Source organism: Methanoculleus sp. (assembly GCF_035363275.1).
GTDB lineage: Archaea > Halobacteriota > Methanomicrobia > Methanomicrobiales > Methanoculleaceae > Methanoculleus.
On sequence record NZ_DAOSET010000047.1, the window covers coordinates 1 to 17,845 of the forward strand.

22 protein-coding genes are annotated in these 17,845 nt (G+C 59.4%); 8 read left to right on the forward strand and 14 right to left on the reverse strand.

Annotation, left to right across the window (positions count from 1 at the left end; translation table 11 throughout):
• Positions 1–64 precede the first annotated feature (64 nt).
• The gene (locus tag PLN84_RS10015) at positions 65–1,051 is read left to right on the forward strand and encodes an archaeosine biosynthesis radical SAM protein RaSEA (RefSeq protein ID WP_348532049.1); all 987 of its coding nucleotides are present in this window, start codon (positions 65–67) and stop codon (positions 1,049–1,051) included.
• On the opposite strand, the gene PLN84_RS10020 is transcribed toward PLN84_RS10015, so the two are convergent.
• From PLN84_RS10020 to PLN84_RS10030, 3 genes are all read right to left on the reverse strand, one after another.
• Complete coding sequence (locus PLN84_RS10020) at positions 1,048–2,277, reverse strand: TIGR00300 family protein (protein ID WP_292386033.1); 1,230 nt, start codon at positions 2,275–2,277, stop codon at positions 1,048–1,050. The genes PLN84_RS10015 and PLN84_RS10020 overlap by 4 nt on opposite strands.
• A 439-nt stretch (positions 2,278–2,716) precedes the next feature.
• Entirely contained in the window at positions 2,717–3,322 is a 606-nt protein-coding gene (locus PLN84_RS10025; RefSeq protein ID WP_292386035.1) for an NTP transferase domain-containing protein, read from the reverse strand.
• Complete coding sequence (locus tag PLN84_RS10030; RefSeq protein ID WP_299954330.1) at positions 3,310–4,167, reverse strand: histidinol-phosphate transaminase; 858 nt, start codon at positions 4,165–4,167, stop codon at positions 3,310–3,312. The genes PLN84_RS10025 and PLN84_RS10030 overlap by 13 nt, the downstream gene beginning before the upstream one ends.
• Positions 4,168–4,505: 338 nt before the next feature.
• Here PLN84_RS10030 and PLN84_RS10035 point away from each other — a divergent pair, with 338 nt between their 5' ends.
• From PLN84_RS10035 to PLN84_RS10050, 4 genes are all read left to right on the forward strand, one after another.
• Positions 4,506–4,685, forward strand: a complete 180-nt coding sequence (locus PLN84_RS10035; protein ID WP_292386275.1) for a type II toxin-antitoxin system ParD family antitoxin — start codon at positions 4,506–4,508, stop codon at positions 4,683–4,685.
• A gap of 10 nt (positions 4,686–4,695) precedes the next feature.
• A complete protein-coding gene (ftsZ, locus tag PLN84_RS10040; RefSeq protein WP_292386039.1) occupies positions 4,696–5,817 on the forward strand; it encodes a cell division protein FtsZ in 1,122 nt (373 codons plus the stop codon).
• Positions 5,818–6,175: 358 nt separating this feature from the next.
• Positions 6,176–7,036, forward strand: a complete 861-nt coding sequence (locus PLN84_RS10045) for a phosphoserine phosphatase (RefSeq protein WP_292386041.1) — start codon at positions 6,176–6,178, stop codon at positions 7,034–7,036.
• A 57-nt stretch (positions 7,037–7,093) separates the two neighbouring features.
• On the forward strand, positions 7,094–8,218 hold the full coding sequence (locus PLN84_RS10050; protein ID WP_292386044.1) for a DUF373 family protein: 1,125 nt from the start codon (positions 7,094–7,096) through the stop codon (positions 8,216–8,218).
• A 351-nt stretch (positions 8,219–8,569) separates the two neighbouring features.
• Here PLN84_RS10050 and PLN84_RS10055 read toward each other — a convergent pair whose 3' ends face one another.
• From PLN84_RS10055 to PLN84_RS10095, 9 genes are all read right to left on the reverse strand, one after another.
• Positions 8,570–9,013: a hypothetical protein gene (locus PLN84_RS10055; RefSeq protein WP_292386046.1), complete on the reverse strand. Its 444-nt coding sequence runs from the start codon at positions 9,011–9,013 to the stop codon at positions 8,570–8,572.
• A gap of 241 nt (positions 9,014–9,254) precedes the next feature.
• Positions 9,255–9,530, reverse strand: a complete 276-nt coding sequence (albA, locus tag PLN84_RS10060) for a DNA-binding protein Alba (RefSeq protein WP_292386048.1) — start codon at positions 9,528–9,530, stop codon at positions 9,255–9,257.
• Positions 9,531–9,543: 13 nt separating this feature from the next.
• Complete coding sequence (gene asd / locus PLN84_RS10065) at positions 9,544–10,560, reverse strand: aspartate-semialdehyde dehydrogenase (RefSeq protein WP_348532050.1); 1,017 nt, start codon at positions 10,558–10,560, stop codon at positions 9,544–9,546.
• A 47-nt stretch (positions 10,561–10,607) separates the two neighbouring features.
• Complete coding sequence (locus PLN84_RS10070) at positions 10,608–10,781, reverse strand: 4Fe-4S binding protein (protein WP_292386052.1); 174 nt, start codon at positions 10,779–10,781, stop codon at positions 10,608–10,610.
• A gap of 63 nt (positions 10,782–10,844) precedes the next feature.
• Complete coding sequence (gene dapB, locus PLN84_RS10075; protein ID WP_292386055.1) at positions 10,845–11,606, reverse strand: 4-hydroxy-tetrahydrodipicolinate reductase; 762 nt, start codon at positions 11,604–11,606, stop codon at positions 10,845–10,847.
• Entirely contained in the window at positions 11,599–12,474 is an 876-nt protein-coding gene (gene dapA / locus PLN84_RS10080) for a 4-hydroxy-tetrahydrodipicolinate synthase (protein ID WP_292386057.1), read from the reverse strand. Before dapA ends, dapB begins: the two co-directional genes overlap by 8 nt.
• 10 nt (positions 12,475–12,484) lie before the next feature.
• The gene (locus PLN84_RS10085) at positions 12,485–12,673 is read right to left on the reverse strand and encodes a 30S ribosomal protein S17e (protein WP_292386059.1); all 189 of its coding nucleotides are present in this window, start codon (positions 12,671–12,673) and stop codon (positions 12,485–12,487) included.
• 12 nt (positions 12,674–12,685) lie between these two features.
• Positions 12,686–13,237 (reverse strand): thiamine-phosphate synthase family protein, encoded by a 552-nt coding sequence (locus tag PLN84_RS10090; RefSeq protein ID WP_292386061.1) that lies wholly within the window; start codon positions 13,235–13,237, stop codon positions 12,686–12,688.
• 41 nt (positions 13,238–13,278) lie between these two features.
• A complete protein-coding gene (locus tag PLN84_RS10095) occupies positions 13,279–13,872 on the reverse strand; it encodes an HD domain-containing protein (protein ID WP_292386063.1) in 594 nt (197 codons plus the stop codon).
• 89 nt (positions 13,873–13,961) lie between these two features.
• Between PLN84_RS10095 and PLN84_RS10100 the strand changes: the two genes are divergently transcribed.
• Complete coding sequence (locus PLN84_RS10100; RefSeq protein ID WP_292386065.1) at positions 13,962–14,144, forward strand: hypothetical protein; 183 nt, start codon at positions 13,962–13,964, stop codon at positions 14,142–14,144.
• Here the strand turns inward: PLN84_RS10100 and priL are convergent.
• Complete coding sequence (priL, locus tag PLN84_RS10105; RefSeq protein ID WP_292386067.1) at positions 14,141–15,145, reverse strand: DNA primase regulatory subunit PriL; 1,005 nt, start codon at positions 15,143–15,145, stop codon at positions 14,141–14,143. The two genes, PLN84_RS10100 and priL, sit on opposite strands and share 4 nt — an antisense overlap.
• Positions 15,145–15,888, reverse strand: a complete 744-nt coding sequence (locus tag PLN84_RS10110) for a DNA polymerase sliding clamp (protein WP_292386069.1) — start codon at positions 15,886–15,888, stop codon at positions 15,145–15,147. Before PLN84_RS10110 ends, priL begins: the two co-directional genes overlap by 1 nt.
• A gap of 209 nt (positions 15,889–16,097) precedes the next feature.
• Between PLN84_RS10110 and PLN84_RS10115 the strand changes: the two genes are divergently transcribed.
• Both PLN84_RS10115 and moaA read left to right on the forward strand, forming a co-directional pair.
• The gene (locus PLN84_RS10115) at positions 16,098–16,709 is read left to right on the forward strand and encodes an RlmE family RNA methyltransferase (RefSeq protein WP_292386071.1); all 612 of its coding nucleotides are present in this window, start codon (positions 16,098–16,100) and stop codon (positions 16,707–16,709) included.
• Positions 16,687–17,565, forward strand: coding sequence for a GTP 3',8-cyclase MoaA (gene moaA, locus PLN84_RS10120; RefSeq protein ID WP_348532051.1), 879 nt, complete (start codon positions 16,687–16,689; stop codon positions 17,563–17,565). Before PLN84_RS10115 ends, moaA begins: the two co-directional genes overlap by 23 nt.
• Positions 17,566–17,845 lie beyond the last annotated feature (280 nt).

Sequence of the window (17,845 nt, forward strand, 5' to 3'; positions counted from 1 at the left end):
CGCAGCGATGAGTGTCAGCCATGCGATCCTTTTCATACCAGTACATCAACGAATAAGAGGTATAATGCTATCCAAATCGATTGAGAAGCCGCTGGCGTCATGGCGGGGGAAAGACCGTTACGATGGGCAGATCCTCGATACGCTGACGGTAATCTTTCAGAGCGGCGGGTGTTCCTGGAACCGGTGCCGGATGTGCGGCTACCGGCACGAACGCTACCCGGATCTTCCCCGGGACGAGCTCGCCGACCGGCTGATCCGCCAGGTCCGCTGGGTGAAAGAAAACTTCCGTGACGAGGATTATCAAGTCCTGAAGGTCTTCACCTCGGGAAGTTTCTTCGATCCCGACGAGGTCCCGCTCGCCGCCCGGCGCGCCGTCGCGGAGGCGTTCCGGGGCAAGATGGTGATCGCCGAAACCAGGCCCGAATACGTCGATCTCGGGGCGCTCGAGGAGTTCCGGGAGGGCATCGACACCGGCGACTGGAGACGGCCGCTCTCCGTCGCCGTGGGTCTTGAGACCACGAACGACGGCATCCGGGAGAAAAGTATCGATAAGGGATTTACGTATGCCGATTTCCTCCGCGCCGCAGAAGTTGCGCGCGCAGCCGGCGCGGGCGTGAAGGCCTACCTGCTGATGAAACCGCCGTTCCTGACCGAGCGCGAGGCACGCGATGACATGGTGCGCTCCATCAAGGACGTCTCAACCGTTGCCGACAGCATCTCGATGAACCTCTGCACCGTCCAGAGCAGGACCGAGGTCGAGCGCCTCTGGAAGCAGCACGCATACCGCCCGCCGTACCTCTGGAGCGTCCTCGACGTGCTGATCGCTTCCCCGGTGCATGTCCTCTGCGACCCCGTCGGCGGCGGACAGACCCGGGGGCCGCACAACTGCGGTTCCTGCGACGGTCCGATCGTGAAGGGGATCGGCGACTACTCGCTGACCGAAGATACCGGGCTCCTGCGCGCCCTCGCCGAGACAGAGTGCGGGTGCAAAGAAGAGTGGGAGTTCGTGCTGGACCACGAAGAGCCGTTCTGTATGCCGCTTACCCGCTAGCACCCTTTCTGTTCCTCCAGCTGCTTTGCGAGCAGCGGGAGGAACGTTCCGGCGTCGCTCACGACGCCGATCGCCTGCGTCGTGCCCCGGTCCATCAGTTTCGTCACCGATGCGGGGTTGATATCGACGCAGACCGTCTTGACGTATGAGGGGAGGCAGTTTCCGACGGCGATGGAGTGAAGGAGGGTCCCGACCATCAGCACCATCCCGACGTCGTGGATGTGACGACGCATGGTGTCCTGCGCTTCCACGACATCCGTAATTACGTCAGGGAGCGGTCCGTCGTCCCGTATGGAGCCGGCAAGCACGAACGGAATGCCCTTCTTTACGCACTCGTACATGATCCCCCCGGTGACGACCCCCTGGTCAACCGCGTTCTTGATAGACCCGGCACGCATGATCTCGCTGATGGCGTAGATGTGGTGCTTGTGCCCCCCGGTGACGAGCGTACCTGTCCTTACATTCATCCCGAGCGACGTGCCGAAGAGGTTGGACTCGATATCGTGAGTGGCAAGCGCGTTCCCCGCGAAGAGAACGTCGATGTAGCCTTCGTGGATCATCTTCGCAAGCGCGTCGGCCGCTCCCGTGTGGACGATGGCCGGGCCGCCGACGAGGGCTATCTTCTCCCCGGCCTTCTTCATCTCAAGGATCTCGCAGGCGATCTTTGCGATGATCGCCTCGCTCGGCCGCTCCGACGAGACGGTCCCGTGCATGAACTCAAACGTGCTGACCTTCCTCGGGCGTTCGGGGAAGACGACTCGAACCCCGGCCTCGCTGACGACGACGGCATCACCGGCCTTGATCTTTGATATCGGTGTGCAGATCGCCCGTTTCTCCTTCTCATCGACCACGATATGACAGTCCATCTCTATATACTCGACGGGCAGCCATTCGTCCCGGTATTTCACGAACGTCGGGTGGTTGGTCGTCGAGTAGAACCCCTTCGGCAGGATCCGGTCGCCCTCTGCCGGTACGAGGGTGACGTCGCTGATCTCGGGGGTGCGTGCGCCGAGCCGGTGCAATTCGGAGAGGATGGCGTCGAGTTGCCATTCGGCGGGTGCCGCCACGCGCAGCCGCGCGTAACTGGTGTCCGTCTTCTGCTTCCCGACATCGAATGTGAGGATCTCGAATTCTCCCCCCATATCCATGATCCTATCAAACACCAGGGTCATAATGCCTGAATCAATAATATGACCCTCTAGTTCGATTTCCCGGCAGGATTCCATATATAAGAGTGGGTGATTGTCCGATAATACAGTTTCCCCGTGCATCGACTGCATACATTCGTTATCTGAACGTTACACGCTGCTGCCCGTCTGTGATGGCGAACAAACCCGGGCACTCCTCCGGGCAGGCAACACACCGCGAGTCCTGGAACTCCACGTGCTCTCGCACCTGACGGTACTCATGCTCCGGACGTTCCGTCCGTCGCACTCTTCGGGGGCTCAATTTCCGGTTCAAACGAACCTCCGCGCCCTGCCCGGCTGAAGCGCAGAAGCACGAGCACCGCAGGTGCGAAAGAACGGAGCGGGCGAAGACCGGAGACCTTCAGGAGGGGAACACTGGACTTCTCCCGTTCATTGTGAAACGCACGACAGCGTTATGGTTCTCCGCCGGCGCAGTTGATCTCCACAACAGTGCATAAAACCAGCCGCACTCCGGAGGTCACGGTCCCCGCTTCCGGCGGAGGTATTCCTGCACCAGCACCAGTTCTTCGCGCGTATTGATGTTGAAGGCGAGCCTTCTGTCGTGCAGGAGGAGCCACAGCTCTTCCTGCGGTCTATCGAGGCCGCCCGCCGTCAGAATATTGATCCCGGCAGGAACGGCCGGGATGCCGTCGACCGTCTCCGTATACTGCGTGCGGCAGCCGTGCTCCTCGCAGAGTTCACGGGGCACCCAGGTGGAGCACGCCGGTGTTCCCGCCCGACGCCAGGCGGCCTCGATGGCGGCGACGATATCGGGGGCAAGGCAGGGGAGGTCGGATACGCAGGTGAAGAAGGGTGCTCCTTCCTCCCCGAGATCCTCCGCTGCCGCATGGATATCCTCGACGTAGCCGAGCCCTTTGGCTTCATACAGCATAACCCCGTGCGCCCGACACCAGTTTTTGGTGAACGGTGTTCTGTGTGAGGCGACTACGACCACCTCATGCCCTGCAGACGAGAAGGCATCAATGACGTAGGCGAGCATGGGCCGCTCGCCGACGGTGACAAGCGGTTTCTCACCCATCCGGAGCCGGGACCCCCGCCCCCCGGCCATGATCAGGGCAAGCATGCTTCGAGCGCCTCGATGAGTTGCCGGTTCTCCTCCCGGGTCCGTACGGCCACGCGGATGTGCCGGGGAAGCCCGAACGACCGACAGTCCCGGACGAGGATGCCGCGCGAGAAGAGCCGCTCGACAAGCACTTCCGCCTCCAGCGGGACTGCCAGCAGAATATAGTTTGCGGACGGAGGTTCATAGACGAGGCCGAGGTCATCCAGGCGGCCAGAAAGCCAGTTCCGCTCCCGAGCGACCCTCTCCCGCGAGCGTTCGAGGTCCTCATAGTGCCGGAAAGCCTCGATCGCAAAGGACTCGGCGAACGCGTTCACTGTCCAGGGGAGGCGTACGGTCTCCACCTTCTCGATGAGTTCAGGCGTACCGAACCCGTATCCAAACCGTATGCCCGGCACGGCGAAGCTCTTCGTCAGGGAGCGCAGGACGAAGAGGTTCTCGTGGGAGACGTCGGCAAGGCTCTGGTGGGGGTCGGCAAGTTCGATGAAGGCTTCGTCGAGGAAGAGGCACGCCCCCTGCCCGGCGGTCTTCTCAAGCAGCCGGAGGAGTTCCGGGCGGGTGTGCAGGAGACCTGTAGGGTTGTTCGGGTTGCAGAGGAACCGGACGACAGCTCCGTTCTCATCGGCGGTGCACCGGGCACCGGCAAGCTTCACCGCCATCTCATACTCGGCAAACGTCGGGGGTCTGATACAGGCCATATCGCCGTCTCCGAGCATGGCTGAACAGAACGCGCGGATAAGTTCGACGGATCCGTTGCCGATGGTGACCTCAGCTGTATCGCGGCCGAATGCTCTGCCTATTACCTCTTTGAGCAGTTCATACCGGTCGTCCGGGTAATCTTTCAGCACCAGCGGGTCCGGCGTCCAGGGTATCCGGGGGGGGTACGGATTCACGTTAGCACTGAAATCGAGCAGCTCGCCTCTCTCTCGGGTGCGATGCCAGCGCACCCGACCACCATGTTCCATCTTTTTGGGGAGATTCTTTCTCATATCCGTGGTAATCCTGTGAAGGTACGTTGTCGGCTGCTATCCATAAAACCATTATGTCAGACACAGAGCCGTTTCAGAAGGTATTTATACCATACAGATATTATTATGGCATATCTGATACGGTCAGACAAAAAGATTACTATTGTCTGACAAATGGCAGACATAAAGCTGCTAAATGTCAGATACGAGTGATTGAAATGATGGATCGGATAACTATCAGATTACCACGGCAGCAGGTTGAAATGCTCGAGAAGCTGGTGGAGGCCGGCGAGTTCCCCACGGTATCGGAGGCCGTGCGGTATTCCGTCAGGGCGCTTCTCGAGAGGCATGGAAACCGTGTTCTGCGTGAGGCCGATCAGATTTCATTCCAGGTTTAGGAGGTATTCAATGCAGACAATCATCAACGAGGCGCTGAAACACGCAGAACGTGAGAGATGCCTGAAAACCGACTCGGTCGAGGAAGACGATATCCTCGGCCAGCCACGGATCGTCATCGTTGGGTGCGGGGGCGCCGGCAACAACACAGTCAACCGGCTTTACCATATGCAGGTCAGCGGTGCAGAGACGATCGCGATCAACACGGACAAGCAGCATCTGGACATGATCCAGGCGGATAAGAGAGTTCTTGTCGGCAAATCACTCACCAAAGGCCTTGGAGCGGGTGGGTTCCCGGACGTCGGCAGGCGTGCCGCCGAGATGGCCCGGCCGACCCTGGAGACCCTGCTCGCGGATGCCGATCTGGTCTTCATCACTGCCGGTATGGGTGGAGGTACCGGTACGGGAACAGCCCCGGTCGTCGCGCAGATAGCAAAAGAGCAAGGCGCTATCGTCGTCGGCATGGTCAGTTACCCCTTCCAGGTCGAGAAGGCCCGCCTTCTCCGTGCAGAAGAAGGGCTTGAACAACTCTCTGCTGCTGCCGACTCGGTGATTGTGCTCGACAACAACCGCCTCATCAAGTTCGTGCCGAACCTGCCGCTCGGCCAGGCGTTCTCGGTGATGGACCAGCTCATCGCGGAGACCGTCAAGGGCATCAGCGAGACGATCACCGAGCCTTCGCTCATCAATATCGACTACGCGGACGTCCGCGCCATCATGAGCAAGGGAGGAGTCGCCGTGATGCTCGTCGGAGAGAGCAAACAGCAGAACAAGGCCGAGAGCGTCGTCCACGAGTGCTTAAACCACCCCCTGCTGGACATCGACTACCGGGGAGCAACCGGGAGCCTCATCCACATCACGGGCGGCAACGACCTGACCCTCCAGGACGCCGAAGAGATCGCAAGTTCCCTGACCTACGAACTCGACCCGCACGCGGACGTCATCTGGGGAGCGCGGGTGAACAGCGATTATGAGGGAAGAGTTCGCGTCATGGCGGTCATGACCGGCGTTAAAAGTGCACAGATCCTCGGGAGCCACCGTGCCTATGAACCGGTGATGCAGCGATCCAGCACACCCACCGGCAGGCGTGTGGCTGGGGACGCCCCAAGCGGGCACCTTATAGATTTTCTTTAATTTTCCCCTACCCTCTTTACATCTCCGTATGAGGGCCGGGCGACGGCGGCGCGTCTCCCGGGTCCTCTACGAAATACTTAATAGTACGAATGACGTTTGAATTATAGACGTTCTTGTATAATCCCTCCAGCACGGGGTGTATTGTGCAGGGCGCAGAACCTGCGGGTCTGCGGTTGCCAAGTACCGGGGTTGAACACATGAGCAGACAGATGAACGACGGTCTCGATTGCCGAGTCCGGAAACGTCTTTTCTTGTGGTGTAGCCGCTACATAAGCCTCCGGCATCCCTCAGTGCATGGAAGCGGACTTCCGCTGGCAGGGATATGAGACAGGTACCGAATGTCGAGGATTGGTAGAGAATGCTGAACGATCTGATTGAGAAAAGAAAAAAAGTCCTTGCGGAGTCTGAACAACACAAAGACCGGCGCAACGAGTTGAATGCGCTTGCCAGCAAAAACGCCCGCGAACGCAACACCTTAAACACCCAGACCCGCGAATTTGTCGAGGAGGCGCAACAGCACAAAGAGCAGCGGGATAAGATCAACGAGGAAGTTCAGGCGCTGAAGGACCAGAGGAACGAGTACAACGATAAGGCGAACGCGCTCTTCGAGGAGATTGAGTCCTTCAAGAAGGAGCACGGAAACCTCAAGAATCGGGGCATCAAGGAGATCCAGAAGCAGATCGAGCATCTGGAGTTCAAGCAGCAGACAGAGGTCTACAGCACCGATAAAGAGCGCGAACTGATCGAGAAGATCAAGCAGCTGAAGGCGGCAGCCAAGGATCAGGAGGCCGAGTTCGAACAGAACAAGGAGATGCGGACCAAACTCACCGATGCCCGTGAGTTTCGCAGACTGGCCTCGGAGATCCACAAGGACGTCACCGAGAAGGCCGAGGCCGCCCAGCAGCACCACGACCTGATGGTGGAGTCGTACCGGAAAGCCGACAAGTCCCGCGAGGAGGCCGACCTGGCCCACCAGCAGTTCGTTGAAGCCCAGGAGGCGGCGGACGAGGAGCACAAGCAGTTCATCGCCTGCCAGAAGGAACTCCGTGATTACGACAAGGTGATCTCGGGTCTGCGGAAGAAGACCAAGAAGACCAAAGTCACCAAAGAGCAGAAAGCCGTCCGGAAAGAGGCAGAACGTGTCTTCCAGCAGTTCCGCGACGGTGAAAAGATCACCACCGACGATCTGCTCCTGCTCCAGCGTGCAAAACTTATTTAATACTTTTTTCGTCCCCACTGCAAATTATTTAATAGATTCGAAGAGATGTTCTATTGAATGGTAAAAGAGCGGACGCTCGTCCTTTGTGTCGATCGCGATGACGATCTTGGGTTTAAAGCCCGGATCGACGGTCCCATCGTGGGTCGGGAGGCATGCCTCCATGCAGCGACCGCTCTTGCCCTGATCGATCCCGAAGACTCCGACGTCAACGCGATCTTCGAGACGATCAAACTCTACGACGAACTCACTGGGAGGGGGGAAGAGGTTGCCATCGCCGTCATCTGCGGCAACCACATGAATCTGCTCGAGGGGGATCGGCGGGTGGCGTCCAGTCTCGATACGATCCTCTCGGCGACAGGCTCGACAAACTGCATCCTGGTGACGGACGGTGCTGAAGACGAGTACGTCCTGCCGATCATCCAGTCCCGGGTGCCGGTCAGCAGCGTGCGGAGAGTCGTGGTCAACCAGATGCCGAACCTCGAGGGGACGTATTATATCCTCAAGAGGCTCCTCGACGACCCGAAAGTCTCGAAGATAGTGCTCGTACCGCTTGGTCTTGCCATGCTCCTCTATGCGGTGGGCTACCTGCTGGGATACCCCGAGGGCGCAACCATCGTCGTCGTCGGTGTCGTCGGAACCTATCTGCTCTTCAAGGGTATCGGGATCGACGAGATCTTCGGGTATCTGATCGGCTCATTGAGGACATCGCTGCATGGCGGCAGGTTCACCTTCGTCTCGTATATAACCGCACTACTACTCGGTATCGTCGGGATCGTCCTCGGGCTCATAAGCCTCCTCGAGTATTACACCTCGCTCGGCATCTTCTTCCAGGTCCTGGCCTTCATCTACGGTGCTATCGCCTGGTTCACCGCCGCCGGTCTCGTTGCATCCGGAGGAAAGATCATCGACGTCTTCTTAAATGAGCGAGAGGCGATCCAGCGGGTGGTCGCCCTGCCGTTCTTCGTGCTCGCCATAGGCGCCATCGCCTACGGGGCAAGCACCTACATCCTCTCGATCAGCGAGATCGTCGGGTTTCCCATAACAGGTGCGGACGGCGTGAAGTACATCATCTTCGCCACAATCGGAGGCCTTTTCTGCGCTTTTCTCGGCGTCTACCTCCAGTCGCTCCTGGGCAGGTGGGTGGACGAGCGCGAGCCGGTCGCGCTGAAGAGAGAGGCGTAAGCCTGCCGAAGAGCCCGACCGGATCCTCCTCGTTATCGAGGGTGCCGGCCCGGGTATCGCAGACGGCGGAAGACGATACTCTACCTGTGCCAGCAGTAAAAACGGGTATCTGCGAAGGATTCGGGCTGCACCTGGCGCAGATCCTCATCAGACAGTATGCGGCAGGATCTGGGCCGAGGACCGGGTGCCCGCGCACCCGGAGAAAGGTGCAGCGCTTCGGTTCACCCTGAAAACGGCGTGACCTGCTCGTGATTGGTGCCGGAGCGTAACGACCGTTTTACCATCGGGCGTCGCAAGACCCCCCATCTGCCTCGACCGGCTCGCGGAACGAGTGCTGGAACGGGGGCGATCTCAAGCAAAATAGCCGAGCCCGTCAGGGAAGTCACTGACATCCTCGTAGTGCTTGACGTCCTGCGGGGTGATGATGGTGAGCGAAGGCACGACCACGCCGAACCTGTGCGCCGGCAGCCAGTACGATCCCTGTCCGTAGTCACTGGAGACGTTCTTCACGCGCACCTCGACGTGCTCGAGATCGAGACGCTGAACCTCGGCGTTGTTAAAGTTCAGTATGTCGAGCACCTTCTGCTTCAGGTCGGATTTCCCGAGGAGGAGAACAAGGAACCCGATGCCGCCGTCGATCGTGTAGTTCATGGTGACGACGGCATCCGCTTTCTCCAGCTGGACGGTGACATCTTCGACCGTGATGTAACTGTATCGCTCCCCACCCGCCGCAACCGCGGGAGCGACGAGAGCAGAGACCAGCATCAGCACCAGCCCGAGCGTCACCCACTTCATGCTACAATGGTTATGGGGGGACTCATAAAACCTTTATGGTCGATCCGGGACAGAAATGGCAGTATGATGGAATATCGGCCGAATAGCCCGGATAAAAGCGGGTACCACGATACGCCGACACCTTGCAGGCGACACATGAGGGGCGCCCGGGTGATAGCGGAACTGCTGAAACCGGGTGGAAAGCAGGCGGAACCGCCCTTTGCGCTCCCCCGGGAGCGTCAAAAAAAGTGCTGTCGAGACCTCACTTCGCATGCGTGAGGACGATCTCAATGCTTGAGACGTTCGTCTTCCCCGTATCCGTGTCGATCATCTCGGTCGACGTAAAGATCTCTTTCTTGTTCACGTTCTCTAAGAACCGGTTGAGCGCGATCTCCGCCGTATCGACCGCACGAGATATTGCCTTTCCCCGGGCCTTAATTGCAACTTCCTCCGCTCCATTGTTGAACTGGGTGACCACCGCGAGCACGTAGTTCATGACTGGTTTGTTTCCCACGAATACTGTGTTATCTTTTATCATTAGCCCACCTCGTCTAGAGATACTTCATCGAGTATATCAGTTCTGCGTTGAGGACAGATGCGCCTGCGGCCCCACGGATGGTGTTGTGCCCGAGCGCAACAAATCGCAATCCTTCACGGATTCTCCCAACTGACACCGTCATGCCCCGCCCCCGATTACGGTCGAGCCGTGGTTGCGGACGGTCGGACTGGTCAAGGAGCTCAACTGCCTTTGCTGGCTGTAAGGGTAGATTGCTGAAAGGTGACTTAAAGGTTGCGTAAGCTTTTTTCACTTCGGCGACTGATTCGTTCACGTCGATCCAGACCGCGATGGTGTGCCCGTCGACGACAGGGACCCGATGACAGCTTGCGCTCACGCTGAATGGGGCCGGGATCACCTCGGAGCCGTTGAACTCCCCCAGGATCCGTACGGTCTCGGTCTCCATCTTCTCCTCCTCGCCACCGATGTAGGGGACGACGTTGTCGTAGATTGCCATGGCGGGGACGCCGTCAAATCCGCCTCCCGAGATCGCCTGCATGGTCGCCGCACGCACGTCATGAAACTCGAATGATCTGAGGGGTGCAAGGGCCAGCGTAAGGACAATCGTCGAGCAGTTCGGATTGGTCACGATGAACCCCCCGCGCCCGCGGTCCCGCTGGACATCGATCAGGCCCAGGTGATCGGGGTTGACCTCCGGGATCACCAGCGGGACGTCGGGGTCCATGCGGTGCGACCGGGCGTTGCTGCAGACGGCGATACCCGCATCGGCGATCTCCGTCTCAAGGGACGTCGCCACCTCGGCAGGCAGCGCCGAGAAGACCAGGTCGCAGTCCTTCAGGCTCTCGACGGTTGTGGGAGTGACGACGATATCGCTGACGTTGTCCGGGTACGGCGCATCAAGGCGCCAGTTGACCACTTTACCATAGGGTTTTCCCGCACTTCGTTCAGAAGCGGTGAGTGTCTGGAGATGAAACCAGGGATGATCCGCTAAAAGCTGAACGAAGCGCTGTCCCACCGCTCCTGTGGCACCAAGCACTCCTACATTAATCATAGACAAAAATATCTGTAGTGTAGGTGGTATTAAAAGAGTATGTTTCTTTATTCCATCGAGATTGCCTCAGAAGGGCACTCGTCGACGCAGGTCTCACAATCGACACAGAGATCGACGTCGACCTTCGCTTTGCCGTCTTCCATCTGAATGGCGGACGCCGGGCAGACGTCTACGCAGGTCTCACAGGCGGTACACTTCTCGATATCAACAACTGCTGGCAACTTTGTTCCTCCGAATGTACATAGGTTATGCGTGTAGTAAAAAATATATTTCGTTCTCCCTTCTCACAGCCCGAGGACTTCCTGCATCGAGTAGATGCGCGGCTCTTTCCCGACGACCCAGCGGGCGGCCCGGACCGCGCCCTGCGCGAAGACTGCCCGGTCGTAGGCCCTATGAGAGATCTCGATGCACTCAAAGTTCCCTGCAAAGAGAACAGAATGATCGCCGACGATGTCGCCGCCACGGATGGCGTGGACACCGATCTCGCCTTCCTTCCGTTCGGCCAACCCGACGCGACCGTAGACCTTCTCGCGGTTCCCGAGTTCCTGGTCCAGAATCTCGAGGATGGTCTTTGCCGTGCCGCTCGGCGCGTCCTTCTTGTAGCGATGATGGGCTTCCGTGACCTCGATATCGTAGTCGCCGAGCTGGCGAGCGGCCTCCCGCACGAGCTTCCAGAAGATGTTGACGCCGACCGAGAAGTTGCTCGATATCACCGCAGGTACGTTCCCCTCGACGGCACCCCTGATCACTTCCCTCTGTTCGGGGGAGAACCCGGTCGTCCCGACGACGAGCGCCACGTTGTTTCCGGCTGCCGCCTTGATATTCTCGACCGCAGCGGCTGCAACGGTGAAGTCAATCAGGATATCGGGCCGTTTTTCCTTGAGGAACGCATCTATCCGGGCCGCGGGAACCACTTCCTCCCCAAAGAGCGTCCCCTCCGCCAGATCGACCCCTCCAACAAGTTCCAGGTCAGGAGCTTCGTTCACGATCCGGCCGATGGTGGTGCCCATACGCCCCAGGGCCCCGGCTACAGCTATCCTAGTCATAGCTCGCGAGCACCCCTCTCAGTTGTTCCGTCTTCGCACTATCGAGCTCGTCGAGCGGCAGCCGGACCGATCCCGCGGCCATCCCGAGGAGTTCCACCGCCTTCTTCACGGGGATGGGGTTCGTGTCGATGAACATCGCCCGCATGAGCGGGGCAAGTTCATGGTGCAGATCCTGTGCGCGGGCAAGGTTGCCCGCGCGGAAGGCCTCGTACATCTGCACCATCCGGCCGGGATCGACGTTTGCGGCAACCGATATCACGCCCGCGCCCCCTACGGCGAGGACGGGAAGGGTCATCGCGTCGTCCCCCGAGAGGAGAATGAAGTCCTCGTCTTGCGTCCCTTCGATGATGCGGGAGATCTGGGTGATATCGCCGCTCGCCTCCTTGATCCCGACGATGTTCGGGTGCCGCGCCAGTTCGATCACCAGATCGGGCTGAAGATTCTGCCCCGTCCGGCCGGGGACGTTGTAAAGGATGACGGGAAGGTCGAGATCGGCGAGCTTCGTGAAGTGCTTGATGAGCCCGGAACGGTTCGGCTTGTTGTAGTACGGACTGATGATGAGCGCGCCGTCCGCACCCGCATCCTGTGCCGACCGGGTCAGGCGAACCGCCTCTGCGGTGTTGTTCGATCCGGTCCCTGCGAGAACCGGCACCCGCCCGTTGACGACCTCGACGGTCTCGCCGATCACCTGCTCGTGCTCCTCGAACGTGAGCGTCGCGGACTCCCCGGTCGACCCGCAGGGGACGATGCCGTGGACTCCACGTTGCAACAGTGACTCGATGTTGGACCGTAATCCTTCAATATCGAGACTCAACCCGGAGTCCCGGTGAAAAGGGGTAATGATTGCCGGAAGGATTCCCTCAAACATACAGTGAGGGTTAACGCTTCCTTGTATTTATCTTTCTTGAGATGTACCCGGCAACCCTGTTCCGGACACCCTTGCTGTCGATCACGGCAACTTCAGCGACGGCATGCTTGTTCTCATCAAAGTCTCCACTGAATCTGTCGCGATGCTTGACGAGGAGTTCTTCGCCCAGGTTCTTGATATATGATGGTTTTATTCCCATGTGGACCTTCCCTTATAATTGTGCATAGGTTATGCGATTCGACAGTTTAAGAATATTGTGTGCGACCCGGACCGGATCCTCCCCGAAGACCCGGATCATCGGTTCTTTTCCTACGGCGCCCCGGTCGTAGACGACGTCGGGCACGCCCTCCCTGCAGCAGAAGGCGACACCCCAGTCCATTGTCTGCACGCCCGGCGGTTCTTTTGCCCGGTCAAAGGAGCAGACCTCGAAGAGGAGGTTCTCCAGCTCCGGAAGGATCGCTTCGGAGAAGCGGATGTTTGCCGCGCTCCGGACCCCCGGGTTAAAACGCATGGCCGTGATGACGATCCTGGCCACGTGGTCGCTTGCCCCGAACGCGATCTTCCCGACGGGGTGGACACGGTCGCCGAGCCTGACGATCCGGCCGAGGACCCCCGCCACGTCATCTTTGCTTCGCGCGTCGGGCAGGGCGTAGGCGATCTGCATCCCGACCTCCGGGATAAGCCGGGCGTCCATCCTCTCGGTGAGCAGCGTCACGGCCTGCTCCATGCGGGCGATCACCCTCGTGCGGTCTTCGGATGCCATTGCTCTCTATCCTCATCCCGGGCGTTAGATATAGTTTGCGTTCAGGCGAAGCCGATATCGCCGCGAACTTCCATAAGCCCGTCTATCGGGAGACGGTAGAACGTATCCATATCCATGAGGGACTCGATCAGCCGGATCCTATGGCGCTCGCACCCGGCGGCGAACGACTTCTCTTTGAACTTCTTCTTCATCGTCCGGGGCGTGACCGCGTCGATCGCCCCGCCCTTGACGAGGGCACAGGCGATGAGCAGGCCCGATGCGCTGTCGGCTGCCTGGAGCGCGATCTCGACGGGGCGTCCGTAGCCGGAGGTAAGCAGGTGGTTGTGGCGCCGGACGATACCCGCGATCTCCTCCGGGACGCCGTTCTCGATGAGGATCCGGTAGCCCTCGATGCCGTGCCGCTCCATATCACCTTCGACAAGGTCGTAGTCGATGTCGTGCAGAAGGCCGATGACCTCCCACGTCCCGGCATCCTCATCGAGATGCTCAGCAACCCTCTTCATGATGGCCGCCGTTGCAAAACTACGCGTCGGGCCGAAGGGCCGTAGCGGTTGCACCGCAGGTGCGACTTGGGTGATATGAGACGGCGACGCCACGTAACGCCGGACCAGAGTCAGTGCCTCATCTCTCTCCATGCAAAGCGGGTTGTCGGGCGCGCATCATAAACATGCAGGTCCCCCCCATCGGGGATAGAGATATACCTGCACGTATCCCACTCCTGTACATGAATCTACGGGTTCTTGAGGTGCTGGCCGGATTAGGGTCTCTCGCACTGTTTATCGCGCTTCTGGTGATGCTGCCCGGACTTATGGCAGGGATAGAGGGAGCGGCATACGTCCTCGCGCTGGTTATCTTCATCGCCGCGCTCAGTATGGCGGGCTATACGATCGATAAAATGGTTGCTTAACTCCGTCTTTTTTTGACGTTCTTCTTGAACCGGTAGTAACTCAGGGGGTGGTTGACCCGCTCGCAGTCCTTATCCCGGTTCGCGCAGAGCCCGAAGGTGCGCATGGTGGCGCACGACGGAGGGGTATATTCGGTGCCGCCCCGGCCGGAGATGTGCTCCACCTGGTACATCGTCATATCGAGGTCGAAATCGGGCGCCCGCGCGAAGATCTCCGCAATGCCGGTGGTGTTCATCCCGACCGTATGGAGAAACGACGTGATAGCAAACCGACCCATATGCGTCAGGTTCGCTCCTGAGGTGATCGCCTGGATGAGCGCGTTGATGCAAGGCGGGAAGGCCATCTCCTTGATCTCGCCGAACTCTTCGAGGCTCTGCTGCTGGCGCAGCGCGGCGATCTCGCTCGTGACCGGTCCAAGACGTTCGCAGATCCCGGGCGGGACCCGGAGCGGAAGTTGATCGACGAGGATGACCCGGATCCGCTCCCGGATGAGTTCGTCGATCTCGCCGGCTTCAAGGCTCACTGCCCCCTGTTGCACATCCCTGTTCACGAGCCGCCAGCGCTTGTCGCGCAGGTGCGGCACCAGTTCAACGTAATCGGCGACCCGGAGGGTCGTTGTCCCGGTACTGATGCCGATACTCCAGGCAACGAACCGCCGTATCTCCGGGTCCTCGGTCGCGAGGAAGAAGGATGCGCGTTCGGCCTCGTAGCGTGCAAGGCGGTCGATGAGGGACCGGTCGCCGAGGCAGGAGACCAGCATCCGCGCAAGGGCATAACTTGCAATCTCAAGTTCGGGTTTGATATTCTGCGGTCTTTCGTCGGAAAACTCTCTCTTCGCGGAGAGGGCCTCGATGACCCGCTCCTTTGCCCGCTCGAGCGCCACGGCGCCCGGGCTGCTTGCGAGAAACTCTTCGAGCGACTCCACGTGCCGGCGAGCCAGTTGCTGGGACTCTTTTAAAAAGGGGTATTTAGTGAGTTCTTTGCGGTCGAGTACAACATCCATCAATCAGCCTCGATCCGAGGGGCAAGGAGGTAATCCACACGGCCGTTCCCGTCCGCAATGTCAAAGACAAACCGTACCGGGTGATCGATGCCGAGGTAGACTTCCACCTCGTCCGCGCGTGCCATGACCCGGCCCATATCCTTTAAGTAGTCGATCGAGAAGAGGGAGCGGGCCTGCACCGGGTTCAAGGCGACGAGCTGGTCCTCACCGAGCGCGAGTTTGATCTGGTCGGTATCTCCCTCTGCCTCCATGTAGAAGGTCATGGTTTCGGGGTCGATCCCGAGAGCAATCTTATCGGAGATGACGGCAGCCGCTTTGATGGCGCTGTTCAGCGCATCTCCTGATATGACCGCCTTCCCCGGGAGGTCGATCCCCGGCGGGTTCGGATCTTTCCGTATGGTATTGACGTCGAGGAGCGTGACCGAGTAGCGGTAGCCGCCGAAGCTCAGTTCCAGTTTCCGCTCTTCATCGAGCAGGCTCAAGGTCAGCGCGTCGCCTTTCCCCATCATCCCGAGGATGTTCTTCATCTTGGCGATATCCAGGCCCAGTTCTCCAGCAGTCGCCGAAAAGGAGTTGAACGCCGTGCTCTGGAGTTCCAGGGAGACCATGGCCACGTTTGCGGTATCGACGGCTCGCGTCCGGATCCCATCCTCGGCCGTATGCAGGCGGCACTCCGTCACCAGTGCGGCGATCGCGTCGATGGATTCCCGAAATATATCTGCATCAATCGTTGCCTTTAACATTGTGACCCCTTAGTAAACTCTCGTTGAAAGTATATAATCGCGCTATTCATTATAGTGCTTTACGATATACCCTAACTGCCCTGTATGCCGGCACCGGGTGCAACCCTATACATTCATAGTTAACTGCACCAAATACCGTACATAATCTCCTGATCATGCTGATGACATAAGTAACCGTCTGTCGGCCTCAAGCGGAGGGTATTCTCGCAATGGGTTCTCAATGGACAAAAGACAGCGTCTATAGAAAGGCGATGAAGGCCGGATACCGGGCACGGGCCGCCTATAAACTGCTGGAGATCCAGCAGAAGAACGAGATCATCAGGCCGAGCGACAATGTCGTCGACCTCGGGGCGGCGCCGGGCAGCTGGCTGCAGGTGCTCCGCGATCTGACCGGAGGGAAGGTCATCGGCGTGGATCTCAATCCGATTGCGCCCATGGAAGGCGTCACCACCATCGTCGGGGATTTCACCGATCCCGGGGTGCAGGAACGCATCCGTGAGGAGGCCGGCGGGATCGTCAACGTCGTGGTCTCCGACGCCTCACCGAAACTCTCGGGCCAGAAGAGTTACGATCAGGCCCGTGCGATAGGGCTTGGGGAGGATGCCCTGGCGTTTGCGTGCACGATCTTAAAGCCCGGCGGCAACATGGTGATCAAGTCGTTCCAGGGTGAACTCTTCGGGGAACTGCTCGCTGAAACAAGAAAACACTTCTATTCCGTTCGGGGGTACAGGACGAAGGCGTCACGGAAAGGGAGTGCCGAGACCTACATTATTGCAAAGAAATTCAAAGGAACATGCGATGGTGCTGAAGGACCCCTATAACCGAACCGTGACCAACCTCAGGATCAGCCTGACACCCCGGTGCAACCTGCGGTGCATCTACTGCCACGCCGAGGGCGAAGTGGGACCGGAGGAGCAGATGAGCGCCGAAGATATCGCCGAACTGATGCGGGTGGGCGTGCAGTTCGGTATCAAGAGCATAAAGTTCACCGGCGGGGAGCCCCTCCTCCGCCGCGACCTCGTCGATATCATCCGTTCCGTGCCGCAGGGCGTCGAGTCCTCCCTGACGACGAACGGGACGCTCCTCGCCGCAAAGGCGGCAGAACTCAAAGAGGCCGGGCTTGCCCGGGTGAACGTCAGCCTCGATACCCTCCGTCCCGAGCGCTACCGGCAAATCACGGGAAAGGACTGCCTCGCGGATGTCCTTGTGGGGATCGATGCGGCGATCGAGGTCGGCCTGACCCCGGTCAAGTTGAACATGGTGCTTCTCGAGGGCATCAATGAGGATGAACTGGACGACTTCATGGCGTTCGTCCGGGACAAACCCGATCTCATCCTGCAGGTCATCGAGCTGATGGAGTTCAACGAGTGCAAGTTCCACGGGGACGTGGACAGCGTCGAGCAGGAGTTGAACGAGCGGGCCACCCGGGTCGTCACCCGCAGGATGCACCACCGGAAGAAGTACTGCCTCGACGGCGCCGAGGTCGAGGTGGTCCGGCCTCTCCACAACACGGAGTTCTGCGGGTTCTGCAACCGCCTGCGCGTGACCTCGGATGGAAAACTCAAACCCTGTCTTCTGCGGAGCGATAACCTGGTCGATATCAGGGGCAAGCATGGCAAGGAACTCGAAGACGCGTTTCGCGAGGCAGTCAGCAGGCGCAAGCCGTTCTTTACGTAACGACGATTGGCCTTGCAGGCCAATCGGAGTTTGAGAAAACGCGGAGCGTTTTCGAGGACGATGTTCGGCCGTGGCCCACAATCCCCGGCCCACCCTCCTCTCCTCCTGCCACCGGCCATCACCCCGGGAAGGCACCCATCTTTTCGCACCTGCGGTGCTCGTGCTGTTCCGGCCAATCGCCGCTTACACCTGGCGGTGTTCGAACTCCTGCCGTTCCGCCCATCGCAACTCGAAAATTGCTCCGCAATTTTCTCGTGCTCCGGACGTTCCGCCCGTCGCA

Coding starts and splice junctions, on each gene's coding strand:
- PLN84_RS10050 (WP_292386044.1), top strand. CDS start 7,094: ATGGTAAAAGAGCGGACGCTCGTCCTTTGTGTCGATCGCGATGACGAT.
- PLN84_RS10035 (WP_292386275.1), top strand. CDS start 4,506: ATGATGGATCGGATAACTATCAGATTACCACGGCAGCAGGTTGAAATG.
- PLN84_RS10090 (WP_292386061.1), bottom strand. CDS start 13,237: ATGGCATCCGAAGACCGCACGAGGGTGATCGCCCGCATGGAGCAGGCC.
- albA (WP_292386048.1), bottom strand. CDS start 9,530: ATGATAAAAGATAACACAGTATTCGTGGGAAACAAACCAGTCATGAAC.
- PLN84_RS10100 (WP_292386065.1), top strand. CDS start 13,962: ATGAATCTACGGGTTCTTGAGGTGCTGGCCGGATTAGGGTCTCTCGCA.
- PLN84_RS10110 (WP_292386069.1), bottom strand. CDS start 15,888: ATGTTAAAGGCAACGATTGATGCAGATATATTTCGGGAATCCATCGAC.
- asd (WP_348532050.1), bottom strand. CDS start 10,560: ATGATTAATGTAGGAGTGCTTGGTGCCACAGGAGCGGTGGGACAGCGC.
- dapA (WP_292386057.1), bottom strand. CDS start 12,474: ATGTTTGAGGGAATCCTTCCGGCAATCATTACCCCTTTTCACCGGGAC.
- priL (WP_292386067.1), bottom strand. CDS start 15,145: ATGGATGTTGTACTCGACCGCAAAGAACTCACTAAATACCCCTTTTTA.
- dapB (WP_292386055.1), bottom strand. CDS start 11,606: ATGACTAGGATAGCTGTAGCCGGGGCCCTGGGGCGTATGGGCACCACC.
- PLN84_RS10045 (WP_292386041.1), top strand. CDS start 6,176: ATGCTGAACGATCTGATTGAGAAAAGAAAAAAAGTCCTTGCGGAGTCT.
- PLN84_RS10025 (WP_292386035.1), bottom strand. CDS start 3,322: ATGCTTGCCCTGATCATGGCCGGGGGGCGGGGGTCCCGGCTCCGGATG.
- moaA (WP_348532051.1), top strand. CDS start 16,687: ATGGTGCTGAAGGACCCCTATAACCGAACCGTGACCAACCTCAGGATC.
- PLN84_RS10095 (WP_292386063.1), bottom strand. CDS start 13,872: ATGGAGAGAGATGAGGCACTGACTCTGGTCCGGCGTTACGTGGCGTCG.
- PLN84_RS10085 (WP_292386059.1), bottom strand. CDS start 12,673: ATGGGAATAAAACCATCATATATCAAGAACCTGGGCGAAGAACTCCTC.
- PLN84_RS10115 (WP_292386071.1), top strand. CDS start 16,098: ATGGGTTCTCAATGGACAAAAGACAGCGTCTATAGAAAGGCGATGAAG.
- PLN84_RS10055 (WP_292386046.1), bottom strand. CDS start 9,013: ATGAAGTGGGTGACGCTCGGGCTGGTGCTGATGCTGGTCTCTGCTCTC.
- PLN84_RS10015 (WP_348532049.1), top strand. CDS start 65: ATGCTATCCAAATCGATTGAGAAGCCGCTGGCGTCATGGCGGGGGAAA.
- PLN84_RS10020 (WP_292386033.1), bottom strand. CDS start 2,277: ATGGAATCCTGCCGGGAAATCGAACTAGAGGGTCATATTATTGATTCA.
- ftsZ (WP_292386039.1), top strand. CDS start 4,696: ATGCAGACAATCATCAACGAGGCGCTGAAACACGCAGAACGTGAGAGA.